We start from the raw sequence: 22,507 nt of genomic DNA on the forward strand, positions 1-22,507 counted from the left end.
TTATTCCTCCTCAAAAGAAATCTCTGGCAACTGTGCAAGAATGTCTTCTCGCTTAATCGTCCCCTGGCGTAAGATTTTCACCTTGTCTCCAGACAAATCCAAAATAGTCGAATCCTGTCCAGTCAGAAAAGCATCGTCTTCCAGACCCAGAACCTCTTGGTCAAAATCCTTCAGAATCTGTTCAAAGGTTACACCACTTGCCTGACCTGAGATATTGGCAGACGGTCCAATCAAGGGACCCGTATCTCTAATCAAATCTAGTGTAATGGGGTGACTGGGCATCCGAAATCCAACAGTCGCGAGACCAGAATTGACCCAATAGGGAACTCGGTCATTGGCTTCGAGAATAATGGTCAAGGGACCCGGTAAAAAGGTCTCTACAAGTTTTTGTAGATAAGTTGGATGATTCTTTGAAAAATGCAAGATGTCCTCTAGAGAGGCGATATTTAGATTGAGTGCCTTGTCTCTAGGACGACGTTTGAGCTGGTAAACATGATTAACTGCTTTTTCGTCTAAAGCCTCGGCAAAAAGACCGTAAACCGTCTCTGTAGGCAGAACGACAGCTCCACCATTTTCCAACTCTTGTCTAATCCTGTCCATCATCAACCACGACCATCCTATCTTGACCAAATTGGTCCTTGAGTGTTCTTACTCGCTTTTCAGGAAGATATTTCTTAAAAAGTTCAGGAACACTTTGACCTTGCTTGTATCCAATTTCAAGGTAAATCTTACCACCATCTTTGAGATAGTCTGTTGCATCTTCCGCAATTCTACGGTAAATAGCTAGGCCATCCTCGTCTGCAAAGAGAGCTAGATGAGGCTCCGAATGCAAAACATTCAAACCAACCTCTGACTCATCGTCACGAGAGATATAGGGTGGATTGGATACAATTATATCATATTTTTCAGAAATTTCTGCAAAACAATCAGATTTTTTAAAAAATATATTAAATTTTTGATTTTTAGCATTTTCGCTAGCTAAATCTAAAGCATCTTGGGAAATATCTGCTGCCACTACTGACCAATTGGGTCTGTTTTTTGCTAGAGCTAGAGCAATAGCTCCGCTACCTGTACCGATATCCAGAACTGAAAGATTCGTCTCAGGATTTTCAGCTAGAATGAGCTCCACCAACTCTTCTGTCTCTGGACGAGGAATCAATACTCGCTCATCAACTTTTAACTGTATTCCATAAAAATCTTCCTGTCCAATGATATACTGAGCTGGCTTGTGAGCTGCTAACTGTTGGTAAATCTCTTTTACAAATTGTTTTTCTTCTTCTGTTACCTCTTGTTGAAGGGTAAAGACAAAGTCTGTAAAGGATAAATTTTTAAGGCTTCGATAGACAAAAGAGAGGCTTTCTGCTTCCTCTCCTTGTCTTATCAACTTTTCTTCAAAATCTGAAAATAATTGAGCTAATTTCATTATTTGTTTAATTCTTCTAATTTTTGTGTTTGATCATAGAGCACCAAGGCATCCACAACTTCGTCCAATTTACCGGATAAAATGGTATCTAGTTTTTGGAGGGTCAAGCCGATACGGTGGTCTGTGACACGGTTTTGTGGGAAGTTATAAGTACGGATTCGTTCTGAACGGTCACCAGTTCCGATTGTCGACTTACGCTCAGCATCTTGTTCATCCTGAGCAATTTGTGCGAAGTGGTCAGCAACACGCGCACGAATAATCTTCATAGCCTTCTCACGGTTTTTCTGCTGGGTACGTTCTTCCTGCATCTCAACCTTGATATTGGTTGGCAAGTGAACGATACGAACGGCAGTTGCAACCTTATTGACGTTCTGTCCACCAGCACCTGATGCGTGGTAGATATCAACACGAAGGTCTTTTGGATCAATATCGTATTCTACTTCTTCCACTTCAGGCATGACAAGAACTGTCGCTGTAGAAGTATGTACGCGGCCTTGGCTTTCTGTCACAGGGACACGTTGCACACGGTGGGCACCTGATTCGTACTTGAGTTTAGAGTATACAGACTGACCTGAAACCATGGCAACCACTTCTTTGAAACCACCGACACCGTTCATAGAAGCCTCCATGACTTCAAAGCGCCAGCCTTGGGCTTCCGCATACTTTTGGTACATGGTGAGCAAATCCCCAGCGAATAGTGCTGCTTCATCTCCACCAGCTGCTCCACGGATTTCAAGGATGATGTTCTTGTCATCATTTGGATCCTTTGGAAGGAGCAAGATTTTCAGTTTTTCTTCGTATTCTTCTTTTTCAGCCTTGGCATCTTTGAGTTCTTGCTTGGCCATTTCTTCCAAGTCCGCATCTCCACCTGATTCCTTAATCATTTCTTCAGCGTCAACGATGTTTTGAAGGACTTGTTTGTACTCACGGTAGGCTGTTACTGTGTCACGAGTTGAAGCCTCTTCTTTTGAAAGCTCCATGAAACGCTTGGTGTCTGAAACGACATCAGGGTCACTCAGCAATTCTCCTAATTCTTCATAACGGTCTTCTACAGCTTGTAGTTGATCATAGATGTTCATTTTTTCTCCTTATTTCTCAATTGTTAAATCATAGATTGCTACTACTTCGTTCTCGGATATTTCCCCAGTTTCTTTGAATCCATAACTGAGGTAACAAGATCTTGCATGTTCATTTTCTGGCTCATAAGACAACCAAAGTTTATTTCCTAAACCTGCTGGCGCTGTCCGAACATAGTCTAGCACCTTATCCATAATTGGTTTAAAATATCCTTGATTTTGAAAATTCTTATCAATCATAAAACGAAATAGTAAATAATTTCCACTACTAATTCCGATCTTTTTATCATAAGCTAACATCACAAACCCTATGATTGCATCATTATCATAAACTGCCAATGGAGCCACAAAATCTTCATTTTTAGTGTAGACATATGCTTCAGCTAAACTAATTGTGTTAGTAGCAATAAATTGTTTTTGATATTCCTTAACATCCAAATTCAGAATATCAAAATAATTTTCCATTGTAACATCTCTTAGTTCAATTGTCATAGTCTTGTTCCTTTTTAGATGTTATCAGTGGGGCAAAATAATGTTTACGACAAACCGAGATATAGGTTTCATTCCCACCTATCTGGATCTGCTCACCATCATAGACTGGAAATCCGTCCTGCGTGCGCAAGACCATGGTCGCTTTTTTCTTGCAATACTGGCAAATGGTCTTGATTTCGTCAATCTTATCTGCTAAGAGCAAAAGATATTTTGAACCTTCGAATAGTTCATTACGAAAGTCATTTTTTAAACCAAATGCCATGACCGGTATATCTAACTCATCCACAACACGAGCTAGGTCGTAAACATGGTGACGCTTTAAAAACTGGGCTTCATCGACAAGTACACAATAGGGCTTTTCAGGTAAATCTCGGATGAACCCAAAGATATCCGTCGTTTCCTCAATAGCAACTGCTGGTCTTTTCATCCCAATTCGACTTGAAACATAGCCAACACCGTCACGCGTATCCAGAGCCGAAGTCATAATCACAACTCCCTTTCCTTGCTCCTCATAGTTATAGGCTACCTTAAGAATCTCAATCGTTTTGCCAGAGTTCATGGTCCCATAACGATAATACAACTGTGCCATGCTTCTATTTCACGTCCATTTCTAAATTTTTGCTACATTCTAGTATACCATATTTTCTCAAAGCTTTAAATGGCAAATTGTGGTAAAATAGAAGAAATCAAATAACTAGTGGAGGACGCAATTATGCCATTTGTACGTATCGATTTATTTGAAGGACGCACGCTAGAACAAAAGAAAGCCCTAGCCAAGGAAGTTACGGAAGCTGTGATTCGCAACACTGGTGCACCTCAGTCTGCTGTTCATGTCATTATCAACGATATGCCTGAAGGAACCTATTTCCCACAAGGCGAAATGCGCACTAAGTAAAGCTTAAGCAATATGCTTAGGCTTTTCTTTATAAGTGCCATTCGTTGAATAAAACACTATATTTTGTTACAATTTTAAGAGATATTAGTCAATACAAACAAATAAACTATAAAGGAATTAAAATGATTACACGGGAATTTGATACCATTGTAGCCATCTCGACGCCGCTTGGTGAAGGTGCTATTGGGATTGTTCGTTTAAGCGGAACGGATAGTTTTGCCATTGCGCAGAAAATCTTTAAAGGCAAGGACTTGAGTAAGGTTGACAGCCATACACTTAACTACGGCCACATTGTTGATCCTGTGACAGGGAAAGTCATGGATGAGGTTATGGTTGGGGCTATGAAATCTCCAAAGACCTTCACTCGTGAAGACATTATCGAGATCAATACTCACGGTGGAATCGCCGTAACCAATGAAATTCTCCAACTGGCTATCCGTGAAGGTGCTCGTATGGCAGAGCCTGGTGAATTTACTAAGCGTGCCTTCCTTAACGGTCGTGTAGACTTGACTCAGGCCGAGGCTGTTATGGATATTATTCGTGCCAAGACTGATAAGGCTATGAATATAGCGGTCAAACAATTAGACGGTTCTCTATCTGACTTAATTAATAATACTCGTCAGGAAATTCTCAATACCTTGGCTCAGGTTGAGGTTAATATCGATTACCCTGAGTATGACGATGTGGAAGAAGCCACTACTGCTGTTGTCCGTGAAAAAACTATGGAGTTTGAACAACTCTTAACCAATCTCTTAAAAACGGCACGTCGTGGTAAAATCCTTCGTGAGGGAATTTCAACAGCTATCATTGGTCGTCCCAATGTTGGGAAATCCAGTCTTCTCAACAATCTCCTTCGTGAAGAAAAGGCTATCGTTACAGATATTGCTGGTACGACACGAGATGTCATCGAAGAATACGTCAACATCAATGGTGTTCCTCTCAAATTGATTGATACAGCCGGTATTCGTGAAACAGATGATATCGTCGAACAGATAGGGGTTGAGCGCTCCAAAAAAGCTCTCAAGGAAGCTGATTTGGTTTTACTTGTCTTAAACGCCAGCGAACCTCTAACTGCCCAAGACCGACAACTTCTTGAAATCAGTCAAGATACTAATCGAATCATTCTTCTCAACAAAACTGACCTACCTGAGGCTATTGAAACTGCTGAGCTTCCTGAAGATGTCATCCGTATTTCAGTCCTCAAAAATCAAAACATTGATAAGATTGAAGAACGGATTAACAACCTCTTCTTTGAAAATGCTGGCTTGGTTGAACAAGATGCAACTTACCTATCCAATGTTCGCCACATTTCCTTGATTGAGAAGGCAGTTGAAAGCCTGCAAGCTGTTAACGAAGGACTTGAACTCGGTATGCCAGTTGATTTGCTTCAAGTTGATTTGACCCGTACCTGGGAAATTCTTGGGGAAATCACTGGTGATGCTGCACCAGATGAACTCATTACTCAGTTATTTAGCCAATTTTGTTTGGGTAAATAATTTGGGTAAATAATAAAAACTAGTTTAAAAAATGTTAGTCACCTAAAAAGAGGTTGGGACAAAAAGATCCCGACCTCACTTTTTATTATCAATCATAATTTGACGCGGTAGCTGATTGAACTTTTTGTTCGTCTTTTAGACTCCAAAAAGCTCCTAATCATCCTCGCGGGGCTGGGACTACGAAATCAAGACTTTGTCTATCGATTTCTGTCCCACCGCCTTTTCTTTCACCTTCTAAGTTATATCCTACCTTAGCAGAAATCTGAAACAAACCTTATACTCAATGAAAATCAAAGAGCAAACTAGGAAACTAGCCGCAGGCTGTACTTGAGTACGGCAAGGCAACGTTGACGCAGTTTGAATTTGATTTTCGAAGAGTATTACCAGTTCTTTTCTATTTTCACTTAGTCTTTAGGTAATTTGCCAGCTTTTTCAAGCATTTTTTTGATTAAATAAGGCATCTTGACATTTTCACGACCTTTTTTCTCAATTAATTTTTTAACAAATTCTGGCATTTGTAAATCTTGAGATTCATCTAAAATATTCTTAGTTTCATCCGAAGGGACTAATTCATCAAAGGTTTCTTCTTCTGGGAGGAATTCTCTAAATTCTTTATGTTCATTAGCTCGGATAATATTGACCAAGGCATCAATAAAACGAGAATCTGTATTTGGCATTGGTGGACGATGGTAGTTCACCTCCAATTCCTGACACAAGTCATGACATTCCACATCGTTGTCAAACAAGACTTCAATGTGCTCACTGATAAAACTAATAGGCACAAAAATATAATGCTCTGGATGTTCTTCCTGTTCTCTAAGATATTCCAGAACATCTGGCTTAATCCAAGGAATACCAATATCACTTTCACTCTGCCAAGTGTTGGTATATTGCTCTGGTTTCAAGCCTAATTTCTCAGCAATTAACTTGCTATTTTCGAAAATCTGGTCGATATAGGGATCACCAAAATCCAAGGCAAAAATGGGTACACTGTGGGCAGAAAAGATGACTTTAAAGCTATCCTGTTTCACCTTTTCTTTTAAAATCTTAGCAATTTCAGCTGTCCAATAGTTTAATAGTGCTTCTTCTTGATACCAGTCCTTAATAACTAAAAACTGAATTTGTTTGCTTTCCAGAAACTTTTCGTACCCCATGACAGAGTAAAAAGAATAGTGTGGCTCCAAAATCAAGCAAATACACTTTTCAATTCCATCTGCTTCCATTTGCCGAATCACATCTGGAATAAAAGGGGTTGAAAATTTATTGGCAAAATACACACTATATTCATTTCCTAACCTAGCTTCTACCAAAGCAACTTCTTCACGGGTAATTTTTTGAAGTGGAGTTCCTCCAATTCGAACATAATTATCATAGAGTGTTTGAATCTCGTGATCTTGAGGTCGAACTCCACGACGAATGTTGGTAAAAAAGTCGGCTACTCCTTCAAAGGTAATCTCTTCTGGTGAACCAAATGTCATCATTAAAATCGCTTTTTTCATATTTCCATCCTTGTGATATTTTTATCTTTTTTATTGTATCACTAAAGTAGCCATAAGTAAACGCTAACATAAGGATTTTATCTTCCTTCTGATTTTTGTTTTTCTCTTCTTTCTATGATACAATGGTTTTAAAAGAAGGAAAAAAGGAGTTTTTATGAAATACCCAACATTGTTGGAGCGTTTTTTGACTTATGTCAAAGTCAATACACGTTCTGACGAACATTCAACCACTACACCAAGTACCCAAAGTCAAGTAGACTTCGCAAGCAATGTCCTCATCCCTGAGATGAAACGTGTTGGTTTGCAAAATGTCTACTATCTACCAAACGGTTTTGCTATCGGTACTCTTCCAGCTAACGATCCTAGTTTGACTCGTAAGATTGGCTTTATCTCCCACATGGATACAGCTGATTTTAATGCTGAAGGTGTTAACCCGCAAGTTATTGAAAATTATGATGGCGGCGTTATCGAGCTTGGGAACTCTGGTTTCAAACTAGATCCAGCGGATTTCAAGAGCTTAGACAATTATCATGGACAAACTTTAATTACTACAGATGGGACTACCCTTCTAGGTGCTGATGACAAATCTGGTATCTCTGAAATCATGACAGCTATCGAATACTTGACTGCTCATCCTGAAATTAAACACTGTGAAATCCGTGTCGGATTTGGTCCTGATGAAGAAATCGGTGTTGGTGCCAATAAATTTGATGCAGAAGACTTCAATGTTGACTTTGCATATACAGTTGACGGGGGACCTCTTGGTGAACTTCAATACGAAACCTTCTCTGCTGCAGGTGCTGAACTCCATTTCCAAGGTCGTAATGTTCACCCAGGAACAGCCAAAGGACAAATGGTTAACGCCCTTCAGTTGGCGATTGATTTCCACAACCAACTTCCAGCTGGTGACCGACCTGAATTGACAGATGGTTACCAAGGTTTCTACCATCTCATGGATGTATCTGGTAGTGTAGAGGAAGCGCGTGCTAGCTATATCATTCGTGACTTTGAAAAAGAAAACTTTGAAGCGCGTAAAGCTGCTATGCAAGCTATCGCTGATAAGATGAACCAAGAACTTGGTAGTGATCGTGTTACTTTAACTTTGACAGACCAGTACTACAACATGAAAGAAGTCATTGAAAAGGATATGACACCAGTAACCATTGCCAAAGCAGTAATGGAAGACCTTGGTATCACACCAATTATCGAACCTATCCGTGGCGGAACAGACGGTTCTAAAATTTCCTTTATGGGGATTCCTACGCCAAATATCTTTGCTGGTGGTGAAAATATGCACGGACGTTTTGAATACGTTAGCCTTCAAACTATGGAACGTGCAGTCGACACCATTATTGGGATTGTAGCTTATAAAGACTAAAAAAGACGAGGTAGCGTTGCTACTTCGTCTTTTGCTTATTCTGCTACTTTTTCTGTTGATTCAGGAGTTGCCGCTATAGGTTTTGAGCTTGAATCATCTTGTTTATCACTTGCTGATTCTTTGTTTGTTTCAGCTAGGGCAGCTTTTGTTCTAATTTCTTGATTCAATACTAAGATTTCTTGAGCAACTGATAGAAGAGCTTGCTTGTCTTTGCTTGCTGCACTAAGCTTATCAAATAAGGCGTCCACTTTTTCAAAGTCAGCATCAGAACCATTATTCATTTCTAAATAAGTATGAAGGGCAATGACACCATTATAAAGTTTTTGGTAGAGAACTAAAACCTCTGGGTCCTGGTTGACATTCTCATGTTCATTCTGAATGGTTTGTGAAATGCGTTTCAGAAGATCTTGGACTTGCATGTTCAATTCATCTAGGTCAGCATCCTCTTTGTCAAAGGCAACTTTCAGATTCTTCACTTCGTCAACAAGTGAAGCTTTAACACCTTCTTCTTTCACTTGGCTTACCAATTCTACAGCTTTTGTTAAAAGTCCTGCCACCTGACCTTTTAAGACATGGTTACTTTGTTCCTCAGGTTTAATATCATCATACAAACCTTTCAAGAACTCATAGACTGCAGTTTTAGCACTATGTCCATCCACTTTTTCTGTATCTAAGATTGTTTCAGAAGCCTTGCTTGCAACTGGCTCATTTTTCAGTGCTTCTTCTACTTCCAGTTTTGTTTGATAGATTTCTGGGAAGAGTTTGTTCAAGTCAGTTGCCTTAAGGAAGGATTGTGACTGATAAAGTGTCCACGTTAGGTTGGCAACTTTATCTCGTAACTTGTCATTTAAGCGACCGTCAGATAGATGTTGGTAGAAATACTTGATGTATTCTACTGTTGTAACTCCAGTACGGTCATTAAAATCTTGCAAAGCTTGTAACTTAGCTTCAACTGCATCTAAACCTGCTTCATCTTGGGCTAGTTTATTTTCTTGAAGCTGAGTCAATAAATCTTTCTTAGGAAGTCCATAAGCATCTGTGTCTAAGGTATTAATCTTATCTACTAAAGCTTGATATTTCTTGTCTAAAGGACTGATTTCTGTTGGTTTGACACTTGAGTCAATGTGAATATACTGCTTATCAAACAAATCCAAAGCTGCCAAATAACCTGCAGTAGAGTTGGTTGATAGCTTCTTCATATTCTCAGAAAATTGACCCAAAGCAAGTTCAATTTGTCTTTGTAAAATTGGTTTATCTTTATAAATTTCGCGACTTTCTGCCAAGAGTTGATCAATCTTATACTGGACTGCTTTTTCATCAAAGGCACCAGGTTGGTAAGTTGACTGTAATGCAGGAATTTTGTTTTTCAAAGCGACTTCATAACCTTTAGTTTGAACCTTGATGTAGTGGTTGTGATCACCATGAGGGATAACAAAGCTACCATTTTCAACCTGCAAGCTATAAGGAGAAACACCATCACGTAGAGCGGTTGTATAGAGTTCGTTTAGGAAATCAAGCTCTGCATCACCTGTTTGGAGAGGAATGCGAACGTGTTCCTTTCGAACTGCATAAGGGTGAATGTGAGTTGGGTCATAAGCCTGGTCTGGATTTCCAAATACAAAGAATCCATTTGAAATTCGGATCGCTTCAAGCGGAACACCATAAGTTTTAGAGATATAAGCTATCTTTTCTTCATCGCTGGCATCTCGAGAGAAACTTTCTACAGTCTTGGCAAGAGGTTTTACAGGCTCTGCCTGATGGTGCCCATGCAAATGCTCTTGCGCTGCCTTAATCTGCTCTGCTGACAAATCTTTTTTAAAGAAATAGTGAGCATGGTCTCCATGTGAAACCACAAAACCTTGCTCATCCTCACTGATCACTCGGTCAGCATCGAATCCGTGATCGTGGTCTTCACCATGGTGGTGATCATGCCCGTCTTCATCATGGTGCTCATCTGATGGATTAGGTTTAACTTCGGTTTTACCTTTCAAGTGTTCCTGAGCTTCTTTAATCTGTTGAGCCGTCAAATCTTTCTTGTAAAAATAATGATTGTGGTCTCCATGAGAAACGATAAAACCTTGCTCATCTTCACTTATAACACGATTAGTATCGAATCCATGATCGTGGGGATTGTCATGATTGTGGTCATGGTCATGGCCTTGTCCTTCGCCTTCCTGACCATGATGACCCGGCTCTTCTTGGTCGTGTCCATGGTGGTTATGATCATGATTCTCTCCATCTTCATGGTCATGGTTGTGCTCATGATCTTCACTAGGTTTACTTGGAGTTTCTACAGGATTTGATGGTGTTACAAGACCTGAAAGTGGCATCAAACGAGCAATCTTTTGTTCCAAAGCAGACATACTACTATAGGGAATGAAATGGTAGTGATTACCGTGTGGAATGGCCACCCCTGATGGTGTACGACTGGTAATTTTAGCTGGGTCAAATACCAAACCATCAGATTCTCGATAGCGTTGACTAACTGGTAAAGCATATAACTGAGCAAGAAGACTTTGAAGGTCGTCCGCTTGAGCTACTGGTTTGTTTGTAGCTGAGTTATCTGCTTGAGGACTTGGTTCGACACTTGGATTCGGTTTATAGTCCGTCACACTCGGTTGACTTCTCCTGCCAGCCAGATAGGCTTGTGCAGCAGCCAACTCGCTTGAGGAAAGTGCACCCTTTGGAACGTAGTGATAATGTCCACCGTGAGGAACGATATAGGCATCACCTGTATCTTCAATGATATCTGCAACATTAAAGACATAACCATCATCCGTTGTATATCGGCCTTGAGCTCGTGCAGCAAGGACTTCCTTAGTTTCATTTCCTCTGTCTGATGTGCCTTCCCGTTTCTGACGCTCAATTTGGTCTTTGGTACGAACATTATCTGCATGGCTAGCATCTTTTAGATAGACATAGTATTTGCCATCAACTTTGATGATATAGCCACCTTTAATCTCATTGACAATATCTTCATCCTTCAGCTGATAGTTTGGATCTTTCATGACCAGTTCTTCACTAAAGATAGCATCATAAGGCACCTTACCATTATAGTAATGGAAATGGTCGCCGTGTGAAGTCACATAACCTTGATCAGTGATTTTGGTAACAATCTGTTCAGCTTCTATGCCTTCCTTCTTGCTAACTTGGTCTGGTGTCAGAGTTTCATTATTTTTAGCTTCAGACTCTTTACCATCAACGTAGGATACACGGTTGTCATCTTTTTTCTCAGGTGCTTGATGTTGATTTAAAGCATAAGCACAAACACTTAAGGCAAGGACCACTGCAGATCCCGCTAGATATTTTTTATTAATCTTCATAATCTCCTCATTTCAATTCTTCAGCTAAGATAGCCATATTTTCTTCTAAATTTTCCAAGTAGGACTTGTCATTTTGTGGGTCTGCCTCTAAAGGATTGAGGGTTTTAAGACTCACACCTGTTGATTTGACAAGAGTGTCCGCTACCTTAGATGATGCATTGCTCTCTGTAAAGATGGTTTTGACCTTATAAGTCTTTACAAATTCCTGTATTTCTGTTAACTGTCTTGGGCTTGGTTCTTGGTCAGGAGAGATACCTGCAATACCAAGTTGATTTAGACCAAATCGTTTTGCCAAATATGAAAAGGCTGTGTGTTGGGTCACAAATGTCTTTTGATTAGCTTTTTCAAAGATGGGTTGGTATTTCTTGGTCAAATCATGAGCTTTAGCACTAAAACTTTGTGCATTTTTCTGATAAGTATCCTTGTTAGCACTGTCTAGTTCAGATAACTTATCAGCAATAATCTGTGCTTCTTCTGCGACCTTTTCAGGATCTAACCAAGTATGAGGATCGTACAAGGTCTTCTCATCAATCCCATCTCCAGCTTCCATATCTTCTAATCCAGGCACGCGCTCCAAGGTCATCCCCTCAGATGCTTCTAAGACCTTTACCTTGGACTTTTGCAAGCTTGGATCCAAACTTCCCGCCCAAGATTCCAAGGTATGGGAATGATAGACGAAGACATCAGCATCATAGATGGCCGCAATGTCATTTGCTGAAGGTTCGAAGGAATGGATACCAGAACTAGACTGAATCATCCGCACATCATTTAGATCACCTGAAATTTCTTTGACCATGGCATAAACAGGATAAAAACTAGTCACAATCTTCATCCCCTTAGTTTCATCACTCTTGTCTTGACTGGTCTTCTGTCCACATGCTCCTAAAACGAGAGCAAGGAAGGTAAGCATGAGCCATAGGATACTTCTTTTTTTCATAACAACTCCTTAACTAGTATTTAACCATTTAATTAACTAGTAAACATTTTATCTTTATTTAGAAAATATGTCAAGAATTTTTACACAATTTCATAAAAAAGAGAACAGAATCCATATTCTGCTCCCTTTTTATCTTCTATAGTAGTTGTATAGTTACTTACTCTCCTTTAGCAAGACTAATAGCTTTTCAGCTTCTGCCATAATAGTATTGTTGTCCTGAGAACCAAATGACAGGTTATTTTTTAATCCTGTGAGAGTTTCGTTGGCATTGGACTTAAGAATTGGATCCTGAATCTTTTTAAGTAACTCTTCCGCCTCTCTCAGTTTTTCTTCAACCTTTTCAGTTTCAACTTGAGGTTCCTCTGGTTCCGATGATGATTCTTCTTCAGATTCCTCTGGTTCTTTTGGTTTTGGAGATTCTGCTTTCTCATTTTTCGGTTTTTCTTCGCGAGGTTTTTCCTCCTCAATTTTTTCTGTCTGAGGTTTCTCCTCTGTTGGTTTCTCTGTTTGATTGCTAGCAGCTTGACTATTGTGGTTTCTTTGAACATGGTCGCTCGCATTGCCCCAACCACTATCTGAATGCGGACGTTCGTTTGGATGTTCGACATAATACTTCACAGTTTCAAATAGCTCTTCTAAAGTATACCCCTTAGGTGCCTCATAAAGTCCTTCGTCAAACCACTCAAATTTGATGTTATGGTAATGGTCATAATGAGGTATAATCAAACTTCCATTTTTAACTTCCACAGTATGTTGGAGATTGTAAGGCATACGATCAAGTGGTACCTTCTTAGCTGCTTTTACTCGATTGTAAATCGCTTCTGCTCCCTTAGCTTCAGTATTTCCTGAACTTTGATGATTTGTTGAAGGAGGTGTCAAACCTTTCTCTTTAGCGTAAGCTTGACCTGCTGCTCTTTCAGCTTCAGACAAACTATCTTTCTTAATCCAATGACTGTGGCTCATATGCGGAGTTACATAGGCATCCCCCTCATCACTGGTGATATCACGGGGATCAAAGATATAGCCATCTTCTGTTGTATACTTGCCTGCCAACTTGGCTACTTGAATCTCATCATCTGTGTAAGTTATTTGTGCATTTGGTTTTCCTAAACGTTCTGGATGACGAATCGGCGCTAGAAAAGCAAGGATATCATCAACTAACTTGACTTTATCACTTGACTCATCGTTGAGACGTTCCAATAGTCTATCCAAACCGTCAAAATCAGCTTGGCGCCCTTTATTGGAAATCAAATCTTGATGAACTGTTGCTAGTAAATCATAAACTTTGTTGTAAAATTTTTGATCACCAGATGCAAGATTGGTTTTCTTAGCTCCTAACTCATGAGACAAACTTTCTTGTTTGGCAAGTTTATCATCAATGGCTACAACAGTTTCTACTGAAAGTTCCTTGGTAGAAATATAACGCGAAATTCCATTCTCTTCGAAGACATAACCATCAACCACCTTTCGAATCGCCTGTTTTACCAATTTCCCATCAATTGGATTACTTGGAGCTGGTTGAGGATTTGGTACAGGTTGAGGACTTGGTATTGGGGTAGGCTCTGGAACAGGGATTGGATTTGGAAGACTTGGAGTCGGAATTGGTTTTAATTCTTTACCACCTGCAGTTGTATGATTTCCTTGATAATTTTCAGAAATCATTCTCGCAATCTTCTGCTCTAAATCAGACATTTGAGAATAAGGGATAAAATGATAGTGATCCCCATGAGGTACCGCTACCCCATTTGCTGTTCTTTTCGTAATTTGCGCTGGATCAAAGACAAGCCCATCTGATTCCACATGTCGTTGGCTGAGTGGCAAGGCATAAAGTTGTTTCAAAAGACTAGATACGTCTTCACTTGGACTTGCTTGATAACTATTATCCACTTGTGAGCTAACAGTTGGAGCCCATCTTCTAGTATTTGCCTCAACATTGCTTTGATTAGTTTGTCTATATGTACTACTATTCGAAGAATCTGATGAGCTATTGCTAGAAGAATTTGTTGAAGGACGATAGCCAAGTGAGCTTGTTTGGCCACCTTTACCAGATAGGAAGGTTTGGGCCGCAGCTAATTCACTGGCAGACAAGTCACTCTTAGGAATATAGTGGAAATGATTGCCATGTGGAACGATGTAAGCATCGCCAGTATCCTCAATAATATCACTTGCATTAAAAACATAGCCGTCATCCGTTGTATAACGTCCCTGAGCCCTTGCTAAGGTAACTTCATTGCTAACTTTTGTTCCGCCACCATGTCCATGTTCCTGCTTCTGACGATTGATCTCATCCTTACTACGAATATTTTCTGCATGGGATGCATCTTTGAGGTATACATAATAGCGACCATCAACCTTAATGACATAACCACCCTTGACTTCGTTGACAATATCCTCATTTCGAAGTTGATAATTCGAATCCTTCATCAAAAGTTCTTCGCTGATAATAGCATCATAAGGAACCTTGCCATTAAAGTAATGATAATGGTCCCCATGTGAAGTTACGTAGCCTTGATCGGTAATCTTAACGACAATCTGCTCAGCATTGATCCCCTCTCGCCGACTAACTTCATCTGGCGTCAGATTTTCAGTCTTAGTACTAGCCTGATTCCCTTCTATATAAGCTACACGATTAGGCTCTTTGCTAGTCTGTACCGCTTGGAAACGCCCCAGTTCATAACTTGAAAGGCTTAATGCTAAAAGAGCTACCGAACCAAGAACATATTTTTTATTGATTTTCATCTAAACACACTTCCTATTTCATTTATTCGTTAAATAAAGAACTACACTTTTTCCTAAAGAACTTCCTTAACTGGTTAATTATATAATTGAAAAACGAAATCACTTTTAAAACTCCTCCTATTTTCTATATTTCAAAGAAGATTTGAGAGAGTGAGTTACCTCTTTATGTGCTTAACCAGTTATTTAACTAGTTAATAGTTTACTCCTATCACATAAATCTGTCAAGAATTTTTTTGACTTTCAGGTAAAATCTAGATAAAAAAGAGGAATATCCCCTAGTATGAGATAGATTCCTCTTTATAATATTTTAGTGTTGAAATGGCATAAAATCCGAAACAAAGGAAATGTTATCCTTATCTTCTGCGTTGACAAAATTTAAAAATAGCTTTTGAAATTCTTCAAATTCATAGTCTGAATGACAAATCCACTCCTTACCCGTCGAGACATACCATTTTCCAAGACTTGCAAGTTGCTCTTTGGTCAAGGATGGTACATGAGAGCAATGTTCAAAGTTAATAATATAAACTTTTTCATAGATTGATTTGATAAAATCTTTCAGCATAAACTTTCCTCGCTTAAATTCTATACCTAATAACTAGTTGTACTATTCAATCACTTGGGTTTCAGCTAGTTTCTTGTACCAGTGAGCTGATTTCTTCGGATAGCGTTCTTGTGTTTCAAAGTCTACATAGAAGAGACCATAGCGTTTTTCATAACCATTTGACCATGAGAAGACATCCATAAGTGACCAGATGAAGTAGCCTTTGACTACTGCTCCATCAGCAATGGCATCTGAAATAACTTCCATGTGTTGTTTCACATAATCAATACGGCCATCATCGTAAACAGTGTTATCAACGAATTCATCCTTGTAACCAAGACCATTTTCTGTGATGTAGATTTTCTTGTAGTTTGGATAATCCTTTTTCACACGCATGATTTGGTCGTATAATCCTTGAGGATAGATAATCCAGTCCCAGTCAGTACGAGGTACATAGTCAGGAGCTACACGACGACCAACACCCTTGATCTGGTATTTAGAGCTTCCTTTTTCACCTTTACCATTGTGGATGATCTCAGTTTCACCATCAAAGGCTTCCATCCAGTCACTCATGTAGTAGTTAATTCCAAGGAAGTCGTTCAAATCTTTAGCTGCTTCAAGTGCTGCAAAGTCTTCGTCACGAAGATCCAAGCTGCCACCATTTACTGATAAGATGTGGTTTACACCTTCCATTGTTGCATCTGAATAGTGTCCAAGGTATGTAGCATCCAAGATAAATTTGTTGTGGATGATATCTTCCAACTCAGCAGCACGAACGTCTGCAGGATTTTTAGGATCCAATGGATACTTAGTTGGAAGGGCGTGAACAACACCGATTTCACCTTTATATCCTTTATCTTTATATAATTTTACAGCGCGCGCATGAGAAACCATCATATTGTGGTGCGATTGGAATACTTTGGCAAGGTCATACTGAATGCCTGGAGGGAATTTACCTACCAAATATTGACCATCTCCGATAGGGCCGATTTCATTGAAAGTAGTCCAGTAGTTGACTTCTGGAAATTCTTCGAAACAGAAGGCAGCATAATCTACAAAGTGTTCGATATTCTCACGATTCAAGAAGTCTCCATTTGAGTGAAGAGCTTCAGGTGTATCAAAGTGATGAAGAGTTACGAACGGTTCTACATGACGTTTATGACATTCTGCAAATAAGTTATGATAGAATTCTACCCCTTTCGGATTTACTTCACCATAACCAGTTGGGAAAATACGTGACCAAGCAATAGAAATACGAATACCATTTACACCATATTCTTCTGCTAATTTTAAGTCTACTGGATATTTATGGTAGAAATCACTCGCTGGTTCAGCTGTATACCAATAGTTATCAGCTAAATATTTATCCCATGCAACTGGTCCTTTACCATCTGTATGTGTAGCACCTTCTGCTTGATAAGCCGCTGTTGCGCCACCGAAAATAAAATCTTTTGGAAGTGTTTTTGTCATTTTTTCACCTATTTCTTGATTGGATAAAATGAAAAGTGAGGGGAGAGGAGTTAGTGAGCCATCCATCTCCATCTCACTTCTTGTAGCAAGTCACCGAATTGTGACATAAGGAGGTAAAAACGATATTTTTTTACCGACGAATTAACAAGGCGATTAGGAAATTCGCCATAGCGATTTCCGTAATGATAGGAGACTGTTTTACAGTCCCTATCATTAATCGAATTGCGCTTGAACAAATGCAAGAGCACCTTTACCATCACGAGTCAACTTGATGTATTGAGCTCCTTCAGTCTTAGCCAATTTGATTCCAAGTTTATCTGTTTCAGCCTTCATGTCCTCATAGTTTGAAGCGACCTGTGGTGCCAAGATAACCAAATCAAACTCAGGTAGCATCTCACGGTGAGCTCCATAGCCACCCGCTGCAGCTTTAACTGGCACCTTATATTCTGCTGCTGCTTTGTTCAAGGCGTTGGCAAGAAGACCACTTGTTCCTCCACCCGCACAAAGAACGAGTACGTTTGTTTCTTCAGTGATTGTATTTTGTGCTGATTCTACTCCAGCTTTTTCAAGGATAGCATCAGCTTTAGCAGTATTGAAGTTTGCTGCTACTTTTTCTTTTAATTCATCGTTGGCTTTACCAGAACGTTCTTCTTCAAGAATTTGTTCGTCATAAACTTTAAGGAATGGATAGTAGATTGCAATATCCACTACAATTAACAATGCTGCAAGAGCAAATGACAAGAATTGGAAGTTTGTACCAAGAACAATACCAAGAGGCCCTGGTGTAGTCCATGGAAGGTTGGCAGTAAAGGAGTTCATGCCAAGAGTTTCGATAAAGAACTTAAAGATCCATACGTTTGCAATAGGTGCGAAGATAAATGGAATAAAGAAGATTGGGTTCAAAACAAGTGGTGCACCAAACAAGATTGGTTCGTTTACACCGAAGAATGTAGGAACTACTGAAGCACGTCCAATAGCACGATTTCGTTTCGATTTACACAACCACATAAACATGAATGGAACCACAAGAGTTGCTCCTGTACCACCCATGGTAACGATAAACATTTGTGTACCAGATGTAAGGATCTTATCAGCGTGCATACCTTGTTGAAGAAGGTTCAAGTTGACTTCGGCATTTGCATATGTAATCGCTGCAATCGCAGGTTCAACGATAGATGGGCCGTGAATACCGACAAACCAGAAGAAGGCAAAGGCACCAAAGATAATTGTAATACCAAGATAACCGTCTGCTGCTGAGAAAAGAGGTGCAAAGAACTTACCGATTGATTCTGCAACGCTTGCACCAACAAATTGACGAGCGAGCAAGTCAAGAGCATAAAGAGAAACAACTGAAAGCGTAAACGGAATAACGTCTTTAAAGACTTGTGAGATATTCGGTGGAACTTCGTCAGGCATGCGAATAGTAACGTTGTTCTTCACACAAACCTTATAGATAGCTACAGTTACAAAAGCTGCCAGGAAGGCTGAAAGCAACCCTTTTGTTCCAAGGAAACCAGTTGCAAAGCCACCCTCGATTGGGTCAGCTGCTAACATCAACAAACCAACAATAGCCGCCAATAGCGTTGACATATAGTTGATTTGGTTGGTTTTCTCCATACTACGATTGACGGAGTCTGTTAAAGATTTAGCAGTGGTACCAGCTACCAAGACTGCTAGAATCCCCATAGAGTAGCTGTAAGGTTTCATCAAAAGTGCTACTACTTCATCAGACCATTTAAAGCCCCAAGAGTTTGGAACAAAAGCAATCAAGATAAAAATACTTGAGAAGAGAATGACTGGCATTCCTGCGATAAATCCATCCCGAATAGCACGAAGATAGATATTTCGAGATAGTTTTTCAAAGAAAGGTTTTCCTTTCTCAATATAGGCAATTAACTTATTCATTATTTAGCTCCTCTTTTATAAAGTTCAATTAAATGATGCATCAAATCTTTTAGCAAGATTGTTGTCATCAGGTGATCTTGGCCATGCATCATGGTCACACTATAGGCTAAATCTTCACCTGCAGCTTCCTTGGTTAAAAGACTCGTTTGCGCGTGGTGTGCTTCAGCGATACAGCTACCAGCTTCCTCAACTAAGCTATCCGCTTTCGCAAAATCACCAGCTTCTGCAGCTTTCAGAGCTTCTAAGAGTTTTGAACGAGCATCGCCAGCATAGGCAACAATCTCAAAACCTAACAATGTTACTTCTTCTCTATTCATGATAGAATTCTCCTTATATAATTTTTAGTAAATATTATGACAATAAACGTTGGATGTGTAGAACAAGATAAACTCGTTCACTTTTGTAGAGATCAAGACCAGTTTCCTGAGCAATGACCTCATAAATTTTACTACCAATCTCGAATGCTTCTGGATAGGTATTCTTTATATGTTCTTCCATATCGAGCAAGGATTGATTATCATCGCGACTACGATCCAGATAATCCAAGAAATAATTGAGATGAATCATAAAGCGGTCGTAGAAATTATTATTTTCAGGTGTTCGCTGGATTTTATAACTCTTCAAAACGCTTTCGACCCTCTTTAAAATTTCCTTTCTCTTATCAATCGACTCAACAACTTCGACTTCATTCTCACCTTCGGCGTTGATGAAATGATAAGCGATACGAATGATTTCGTCTTCAGGAAAATTTTCTGTCAGTTTTTGACGATAAATTTCAAAAGCTTCTTGTGCAATTTGAAAAGCGATAGGATATTTTGCAGAAATATCAGGCAAGTTACTATCCTTATAGCGTCCTTGGCTAATAGCCTGATAAGAACAATAGATATGGTCTGTCAGAGTGACGTATAGATACTCTTGGACAGGATATTGATATTTTTTAGAAAGATTATCAATAATCTCATAAGTGACCGTAATAAAATCAAGCGGTACATCCTTGAGAAGAGCCATAAAATTTTCTCGCGACTCTTCTGTTTTCATCCGAAAAACTTTTTCGACCTGATCCTCAGAAATCAAATCTCCCTTCTTCTTACCGAACGAAATACCCTTACCAACTACGATCAACTCCTCTCCCTTGCTATTCCGCACGAGAGAAACATTGTTATTCATTGGATTTAATATCCGATACATGGCAACCTCCTTGCCCTATTATTAAGTTTTGTGAGCATAAAAAATGACCACAAATGAACTCAGAAAATATACCTCTGAGTCATCTGTGATCATGCCTAATATTACTTAGTAACACTCACTTTGTATTAACTTGTGACTTTAGTATATCACAAGAATGATTTTTTGTAAACCTTTACATACAACTTTTTTTAAAATTTTATGCTAGGTTTTAGGACATAAAGGGGGAAGTTTACACTCGTTCAGTCCATGAAGTAGCTGTTGTTTGAAGAACCTTGTTAAGTTCATCAATATTTTCAAATCCAGTTGTACGAAGCCATTCACGAGCTGCTGCTTCACCATCTTTGATGTAAGCTTCAACTGATCCAGCCCATGTTGCACGTCCACAAAGAACTCCGTTGAAGTTTGCGCCTGATTCGTGGGCAAAGACAAGAGTTTCTTGGAAGAGCTTAGCGGATACACCTGCACTCAAGTAGATGTATGGAAGGTTAGTTGCTTCATCTTGCGCTTTGAAGAAAGCAGCTGCTTCTTCACGTGTATGAACGATTTCTCCATCACCAAAGCCTTCAACATATTTCACGTTAACTGGAACTTCTACTTTCAAGACATCGATGTTGAAACGTGGGTCTGAGAAGACTTTCATAGCACCGATAACTTTATGTGGTTTTACTTTAGCGTATTCAGCAGAACCTGCATCAGCAATTTTTTCATCGTAAGCAAGGATTTCAAGGAAGAATGGAATATCTTCTGCCACACACTCAGAACCAATACGTTCGATATAGGCTTGTTTTTGTTGGTTAAGTTCGTTAGAGCTATCTACGTCATAGTAAAGCAAGAACTTAACAGCATCTGCACCTTGTTCTTTAATGCGTTTTGCAGACCAAACATCCAAGCAGTCTGGCAAGCGTTTTGTACTTGTTGTGTCGTATCCTGTTTTTTCATAAGCAAGGAGCAGACCTGCTTTTTCATCAAGAGCTTTAGTCGCTGGAAGTCCATACTCAGGGTCAAGAAGCATTGATGAAGCGTATTTAGTCAATTCATCCGCTACCAAGACTTTAAGTTCTTCCATTTGAGCTACTGTTGGCTCCTCTGTTTGGTATTGAGCCATGAGGCGTTTCAAAGCACCACGTTGGTCAAAAGCAAGAGCTGAGATGATACCATTTTCGTCTGAGAGTTTTTCCAAACATGCACGTTTATTTTCTGTTAAAACCATTTTATACCTCTTTCACTACTAGTTGATCATATAGACCTTGATAGTTAGCCATATTGACATGACCGGTCATTTTTTCTTGAGCATTTAGCATACCAAGGACATTCGCCTTAGTCAGCAATTCTTGATCAGATTCTTTATGGAAAAGACCTGATGCAATACCTGCAACGGTTGAATCACCTGACCCAACTGGGTTTACAACTTGTATTCTTGGAATATCCACTTTATAGAAAGTGTCCCCGTGTTTTGCAAAGGCACCATTAGCACCTAAGGAAACGATGATCCACTCAATTCCTTCAAATAGGGGCTCTTGAAGAACCTCTTTTAATTCATCCAAGTCTTTAGAAATTTCTCTACCCAAAAGTTGAGACAATTCTTCATTATTTGGTTTGATAACCGTTGGTTTATGTGGAGATTCAAGAACCGCCTGAAGTGCAGCTCCTGAACAGTCCAAGACAACAGGTTTACCAGCTTGGTTAGCAAGTTCAACTAGACTAGCATAATAGTCAACAGGAAGTCCTGCTGGTAGACTACCTGAAATGGCTACTACCTCTACAGTCTCTAAAAGTTCTTTGAAATGAGCCAAGAAATCTTGACCTTCTTTTTCTTGAACTTCAGGACCTTTTTCTAGGATTTCTGTTTGATTTTCTCCATGTAGAATTGCGATACAGTTACGAGTTTCCCCTTGGATAGAAAAGAAACGTTTCGAAACTTTATCATCAATATTTTCAACTAGAAAATCACCTAGTTTACCACCAACAAGTCCAGTTGCGACTACAGAATCACCAAATTCTGATAGAACTCGTGTAACATTGAGACCTTTTCCACCCGCTGTTTTCGTAACATCGACAACACGGTTGACAGTGTCAATTTTTAATTCATCCAAAGGATAGGAAATATCAATGGATGGGTTCATTGTGACTGTTAAAATCATGAGT

19 protein-coding genes are annotated in these 22,507 nt (G+C 39.4%); 3 read left to right on the top strand and 16 right to left on the bottom strand.

Features of this window, described 5'->3' with window-relative positions; translation table 11 throughout:
- From QM887_RS01055 to QM887_RS01075, 5 genes are read right to left on the bottom strand one after another with little or no spacing between them, the layout of a single operon-like run.
- Positions 1 to 603 carry an L-threonylcarbamoyladenylate synthase gene (locus tag QM887_RS01055; protein WP_414270123.1) on the bottom strand — a complete coding sequence of 201 codons (603 nt, stop codon included), beginning with the start codon at positions 601 to 603 and terminating at the stop codon, positions 1 to 3.
- Positions 587 to 1,423, bottom strand: a complete 837-nt coding sequence (gene prmC, locus QM887_RS01060; RefSeq protein WP_414270124.1) for a peptide chain release factor N(5)-glutamine methyltransferase — start codon at positions 1,421 to 1,423, stop codon at positions 587 to 589. The genes QM887_RS01055 and prmC overlap by 17 nt, the downstream gene beginning before the upstream one ends.
- Positions 1,423 to 2,502 (bottom strand): peptide chain release factor 1, encoded by a 1,080-nt coding sequence (gene prfA, locus QM887_RS01065; RefSeq protein ID WP_001028815.1) that lies wholly within the window; start codon positions 2,500 to 2,502, stop codon positions 1,423 to 1,425. The genes prmC and prfA overlap by 1 nt, the downstream gene beginning before the upstream one ends.
- Positions 2,503 to 2,511: 9 nt before the next feature.
- Positions 2,512 to 2,991 carry a GNAT family N-acetyltransferase gene (locus QM887_RS01070; protein WP_414270125.1) on the bottom strand — a complete coding sequence of 160 codons (480 nt, stop codon included), beginning with the start codon at positions 2,989 to 2,991 and terminating at the stop codon, positions 2,512 to 2,514.
- Positions 2,981 to 3,580 carry a thymidine kinase gene (locus tag QM887_RS01075; RefSeq protein ID WP_414270126.1) on the bottom strand — a complete coding sequence of 200 codons (600 nt, stop codon included), beginning with the start codon at positions 3,578 to 3,580 and terminating at the stop codon, positions 2,981 to 2,983. Before QM887_RS01075 ends, QM887_RS01070 begins: the two co-directional genes overlap by 11 nt.
- A gap of 123 nt (positions 3,581 to 3,703) precedes the next feature.
- Between QM887_RS01075 and QM887_RS01080 the strand changes: the two genes are divergently transcribed.
- On the top strand, positions 3,704 to 3,886 hold the full coding sequence (locus QM887_RS01080) for a 4-oxalocrotonate tautomerase (protein ID WP_001117398.1): 183 nt from the start codon (positions 3,704 to 3,706) through the stop codon (positions 3,884 to 3,886).
- Positions 3,887 to 4,008: 122 nt separating this feature from the next.
- On the top strand, positions 4,009 to 5,382 hold the full coding sequence (gene mnmE / locus QM887_RS01085; protein WP_414270127.1) for a tRNA uridine-5-carboxymethylaminomethyl(34) synthesis GTPase MnmE: 1,374 nt from the start codon (positions 4,009 to 4,011) through the stop codon (positions 5,380 to 5,382).
- A gap of 404 nt (positions 5,383 to 5,786) precedes the next feature.
- Here the strand turns inward: mnmE and hemH are convergent, their stop codons facing one another.
- The gene (gene hemH / locus QM887_RS01090) at positions 5,787 to 6,881 is read right to left on the bottom strand and encodes a ferrochelatase (RefSeq protein ID WP_414270128.1); all 1,095 of its coding nucleotides are present in this window, start codon (positions 6,879 to 6,881) and stop codon (positions 5,787 to 5,789) included.
- A 154-nt stretch (positions 6,882 to 7,035) separates the two neighbouring features.
- On the opposite strand from hemH, the gene pepT reads away from it, so the two are divergent.
- Positions 7,036 to 8,259: a peptidase T gene (gene pepT / locus QM887_RS01095; RefSeq protein WP_414270129.1), complete on the top strand. Its 1,224-nt coding sequence runs from the start codon at positions 7,036 to 7,038 to the stop codon at positions 8,257 to 8,259.
- Positions 8,260 to 8,294: 35 nt separating this feature from the next.
- On the opposite strand, the gene QM887_RS01100 is transcribed toward pepT, so the two are convergent.
- The 10 genes from QM887_RS01100 to QM887_RS01145 all read right to left on the bottom strand — a co-directional run bounded on the left by QM887_RS01100 (position 8,295) and on the right by QM887_RS01145 (position 22,503).
- On the bottom strand, positions 8,295 to 11,582 hold the full coding sequence (locus QM887_RS01100) for a pneumococcal-type histidine triad protein (RefSeq protein ID WP_414270130.1): 3,288 nt from the start codon (positions 11,580 to 11,582) through the stop codon (positions 8,295 to 8,297).
- Between the two features lie 7 nt (positions 11,583 to 11,589).
- Positions 11,590 to 12,519, bottom strand: coding sequence for a metal ABC transporter solute-binding protein, Zn/Mn family (locus tag QM887_RS01105; protein WP_414270131.1), 930 nt, complete (start codon positions 12,517 to 12,519; stop codon positions 11,590 to 11,592).
- Positions 12,520 to 12,672: 153 nt separating this feature from the next.
- Complete coding sequence (locus QM887_RS01110) at positions 12,673 to 15,258, bottom strand: pneumococcal-type histidine triad protein (protein WP_414270132.1); 2,586 nt, start codon at positions 15,256 to 15,258, stop codon at positions 12,673 to 12,675.
- Between the two features lie 307 nt (positions 15,259 to 15,565).
- A complete protein-coding gene (locus QM887_RS01115) occupies positions 15,566 to 15,820 on the bottom strand; it encodes a DUF3884 family protein (protein WP_075231579.1) in 255 nt (84 codons plus the stop codon).
- A gap of 42 nt (positions 15,821 to 15,862) precedes the next feature.
- Complete coding sequence (lacG, locus tag QM887_RS01120) at positions 15,863 to 17,269, bottom strand: 6-phospho-beta-galactosidase (RefSeq protein ID WP_414270133.1); 1,407 nt, start codon at positions 17,267 to 17,269, stop codon at positions 15,863 to 15,865.
- A gap of 213 nt (positions 17,270 to 17,482) precedes the next feature.
- Complete coding sequence (locus QM887_RS01125) at positions 17,483 to 19,174, bottom strand: lactose-specific PTS transporter subunit EIIC (RefSeq protein WP_414270134.1); 1,692 nt, start codon at positions 19,172 to 19,174, stop codon at positions 17,483 to 17,485.
- Entirely contained in the window at positions 19,174 to 19,491 is a 318-nt protein-coding gene (locus QM887_RS01130; RefSeq protein WP_001078322.1) for a PTS lactose/cellobiose transporter subunit IIA, read from the bottom strand. The genes QM887_RS01125 and QM887_RS01130 overlap by 1 nt, the downstream gene beginning before the upstream one ends.
- Positions 19,492 to 19,525: 34 nt before the next feature.
- Positions 19,526 to 20,362, bottom strand: coding sequence for a PRD domain-containing protein (locus QM887_RS01135; RefSeq protein ID WP_414270135.1), 837 nt, complete (start codon positions 20,360 to 20,362; stop codon positions 19,526 to 19,528).
- Positions 20,363 to 20,591: 229 nt separating this feature from the next.
- A complete protein-coding gene (lacD, locus tag QM887_RS01140; RefSeq protein ID WP_414270136.1) occupies positions 20,592 to 21,572 on the bottom strand; it encodes a tagatose-bisphosphate aldolase in 981 nt (326 codons plus the stop codon).
- Position 21,573: 1 nt separating this feature from the next.
- Positions 21,574 to 22,503, bottom strand: coding sequence for a tagatose-6-phosphate kinase (locus QM887_RS01145; protein WP_414270137.1), 930 nt, complete (start codon positions 22,501 to 22,503; stop codon positions 21,574 to 21,576).
- Positions 22,504 to 22,507: the final 4 nt, after the last annotated feature.

The sequence above is a fragment of the Streptococcus infantis genome, from assembly GCF_047460875.1.
Classification (GTDB): domain Bacteria; phylum Bacillota; class Bacilli; order Lactobacillales; family Streptococcaceae; genus Streptococcus; species Streptococcus infantis_AA.

Coding starts and splice junctions, on each gene's coding strand:
- QM887_RS01100 (WP_414270130.1), bottom strand. CDS start 11,582: ATGAAGATTAATAAAAAATATCTAGCGGGATCTGCAGTGGTCCTTGCC.
- QM887_RS01110 (WP_414270132.1), bottom strand. CDS start 15,258: ATGAAAATCAATAAAAAATATGTTCTTGGTTCGGTAGCTCTTTTAGCA.
- QM887_RS01145 (WP_414270137.1), bottom strand. CDS start 22,503: ATGATTTTAACAGTCACAATGAACCCATCCATTGATATTTCCTATCCT.
- mnmE (WP_414270127.1), top strand. CDS start 4,009: ATGATTACACGGGAATTTGATACCATTGTAGCCATCTCGACGCCGCTT.
- QM887_RS01130 (WP_001078322.1), bottom strand. CDS start 19,491: ATGAATAGAGAAGAAGTAACATTGTTAGGTTTTGAGATTGTTGCCTAT.
- QM887_RS01125 (WP_414270134.1), bottom strand. CDS start 19,174: ATGAATAAGTTAATTGCCTATATTGAGAAAGGAAAACCTTTCTTTGAA.
- pepT (WP_414270129.1), top strand. CDS start 7,036: ATGAAATACCCAACATTGTTGGAGCGTTTTTTGACTTATGTCAAAGTC.
- QM887_RS01070 (WP_414270125.1), bottom strand. CDS start 2,991: ATGACAATTGAACTAAGAGATGTTACAATGGAAAATTATTTTGATATT.
- QM887_RS01115 (WP_075231579.1), bottom strand. CDS start 15,820: ATGCTGAAAGATTTTATCAAATCAATCTATGAAAAAGTTTATATTATT.
- QM887_RS01080 (WP_001117398.1), top strand. CDS start 3,704: ATGCCATTTGTACGTATCGATTTATTTGAAGGACGCACGCTAGAACAA.
- QM887_RS01135 (WP_414270135.1), bottom strand. CDS start 20,362: ATGTATCGGATATTAAATCCAATGAATAACAATGTTTCTCTCGTGCGG.
- lacD (WP_414270136.1), bottom strand. CDS start 21,572: ATGGTTTTAACAGAAAATAAACGTGCATGTTTGGAAAAACTCTCAGAC.
- QM887_RS01055 (WP_414270123.1), bottom strand. CDS start 603: ATGATGGACAGGATTAGACAAGAGTTGGAAAATGGTGGAGCTGTCGTT.
- hemH (WP_414270128.1), bottom strand. CDS start 6,881: ATGAAAAAAGCGATTTTAATGATGACATTTGGTTCACCAGAAGAGATT.
- prmC (WP_414270124.1), bottom strand. CDS start 1,423: ATGAAATTAGCTCAATTATTTTCAGATTTTGAAGAAAAGTTGATAAGA.
- prfA (WP_001028815.1), bottom strand. CDS start 2,502: ATGAACATCTATGATCAACTACAAGCTGTAGAAGACCGTTATGAAGAA.
- lacG (WP_414270133.1), bottom strand. CDS start 17,269: ATGACAAAAACACTTCCAAAAGATTTTATTTTCGGTGGCGCAACAGCG.
- QM887_RS01075 (WP_414270126.1), bottom strand. CDS start 3,580: ATGGCACAGTTGTATTATCGTTATGGGACCATGAACTCTGGCAAAACG.
- QM887_RS01105 (WP_414270131.1), bottom strand. CDS start 12,519: ATGAAAAAAAGAAGTATCCTATGGCTCATGCTTACCTTCCTTGCTCTC.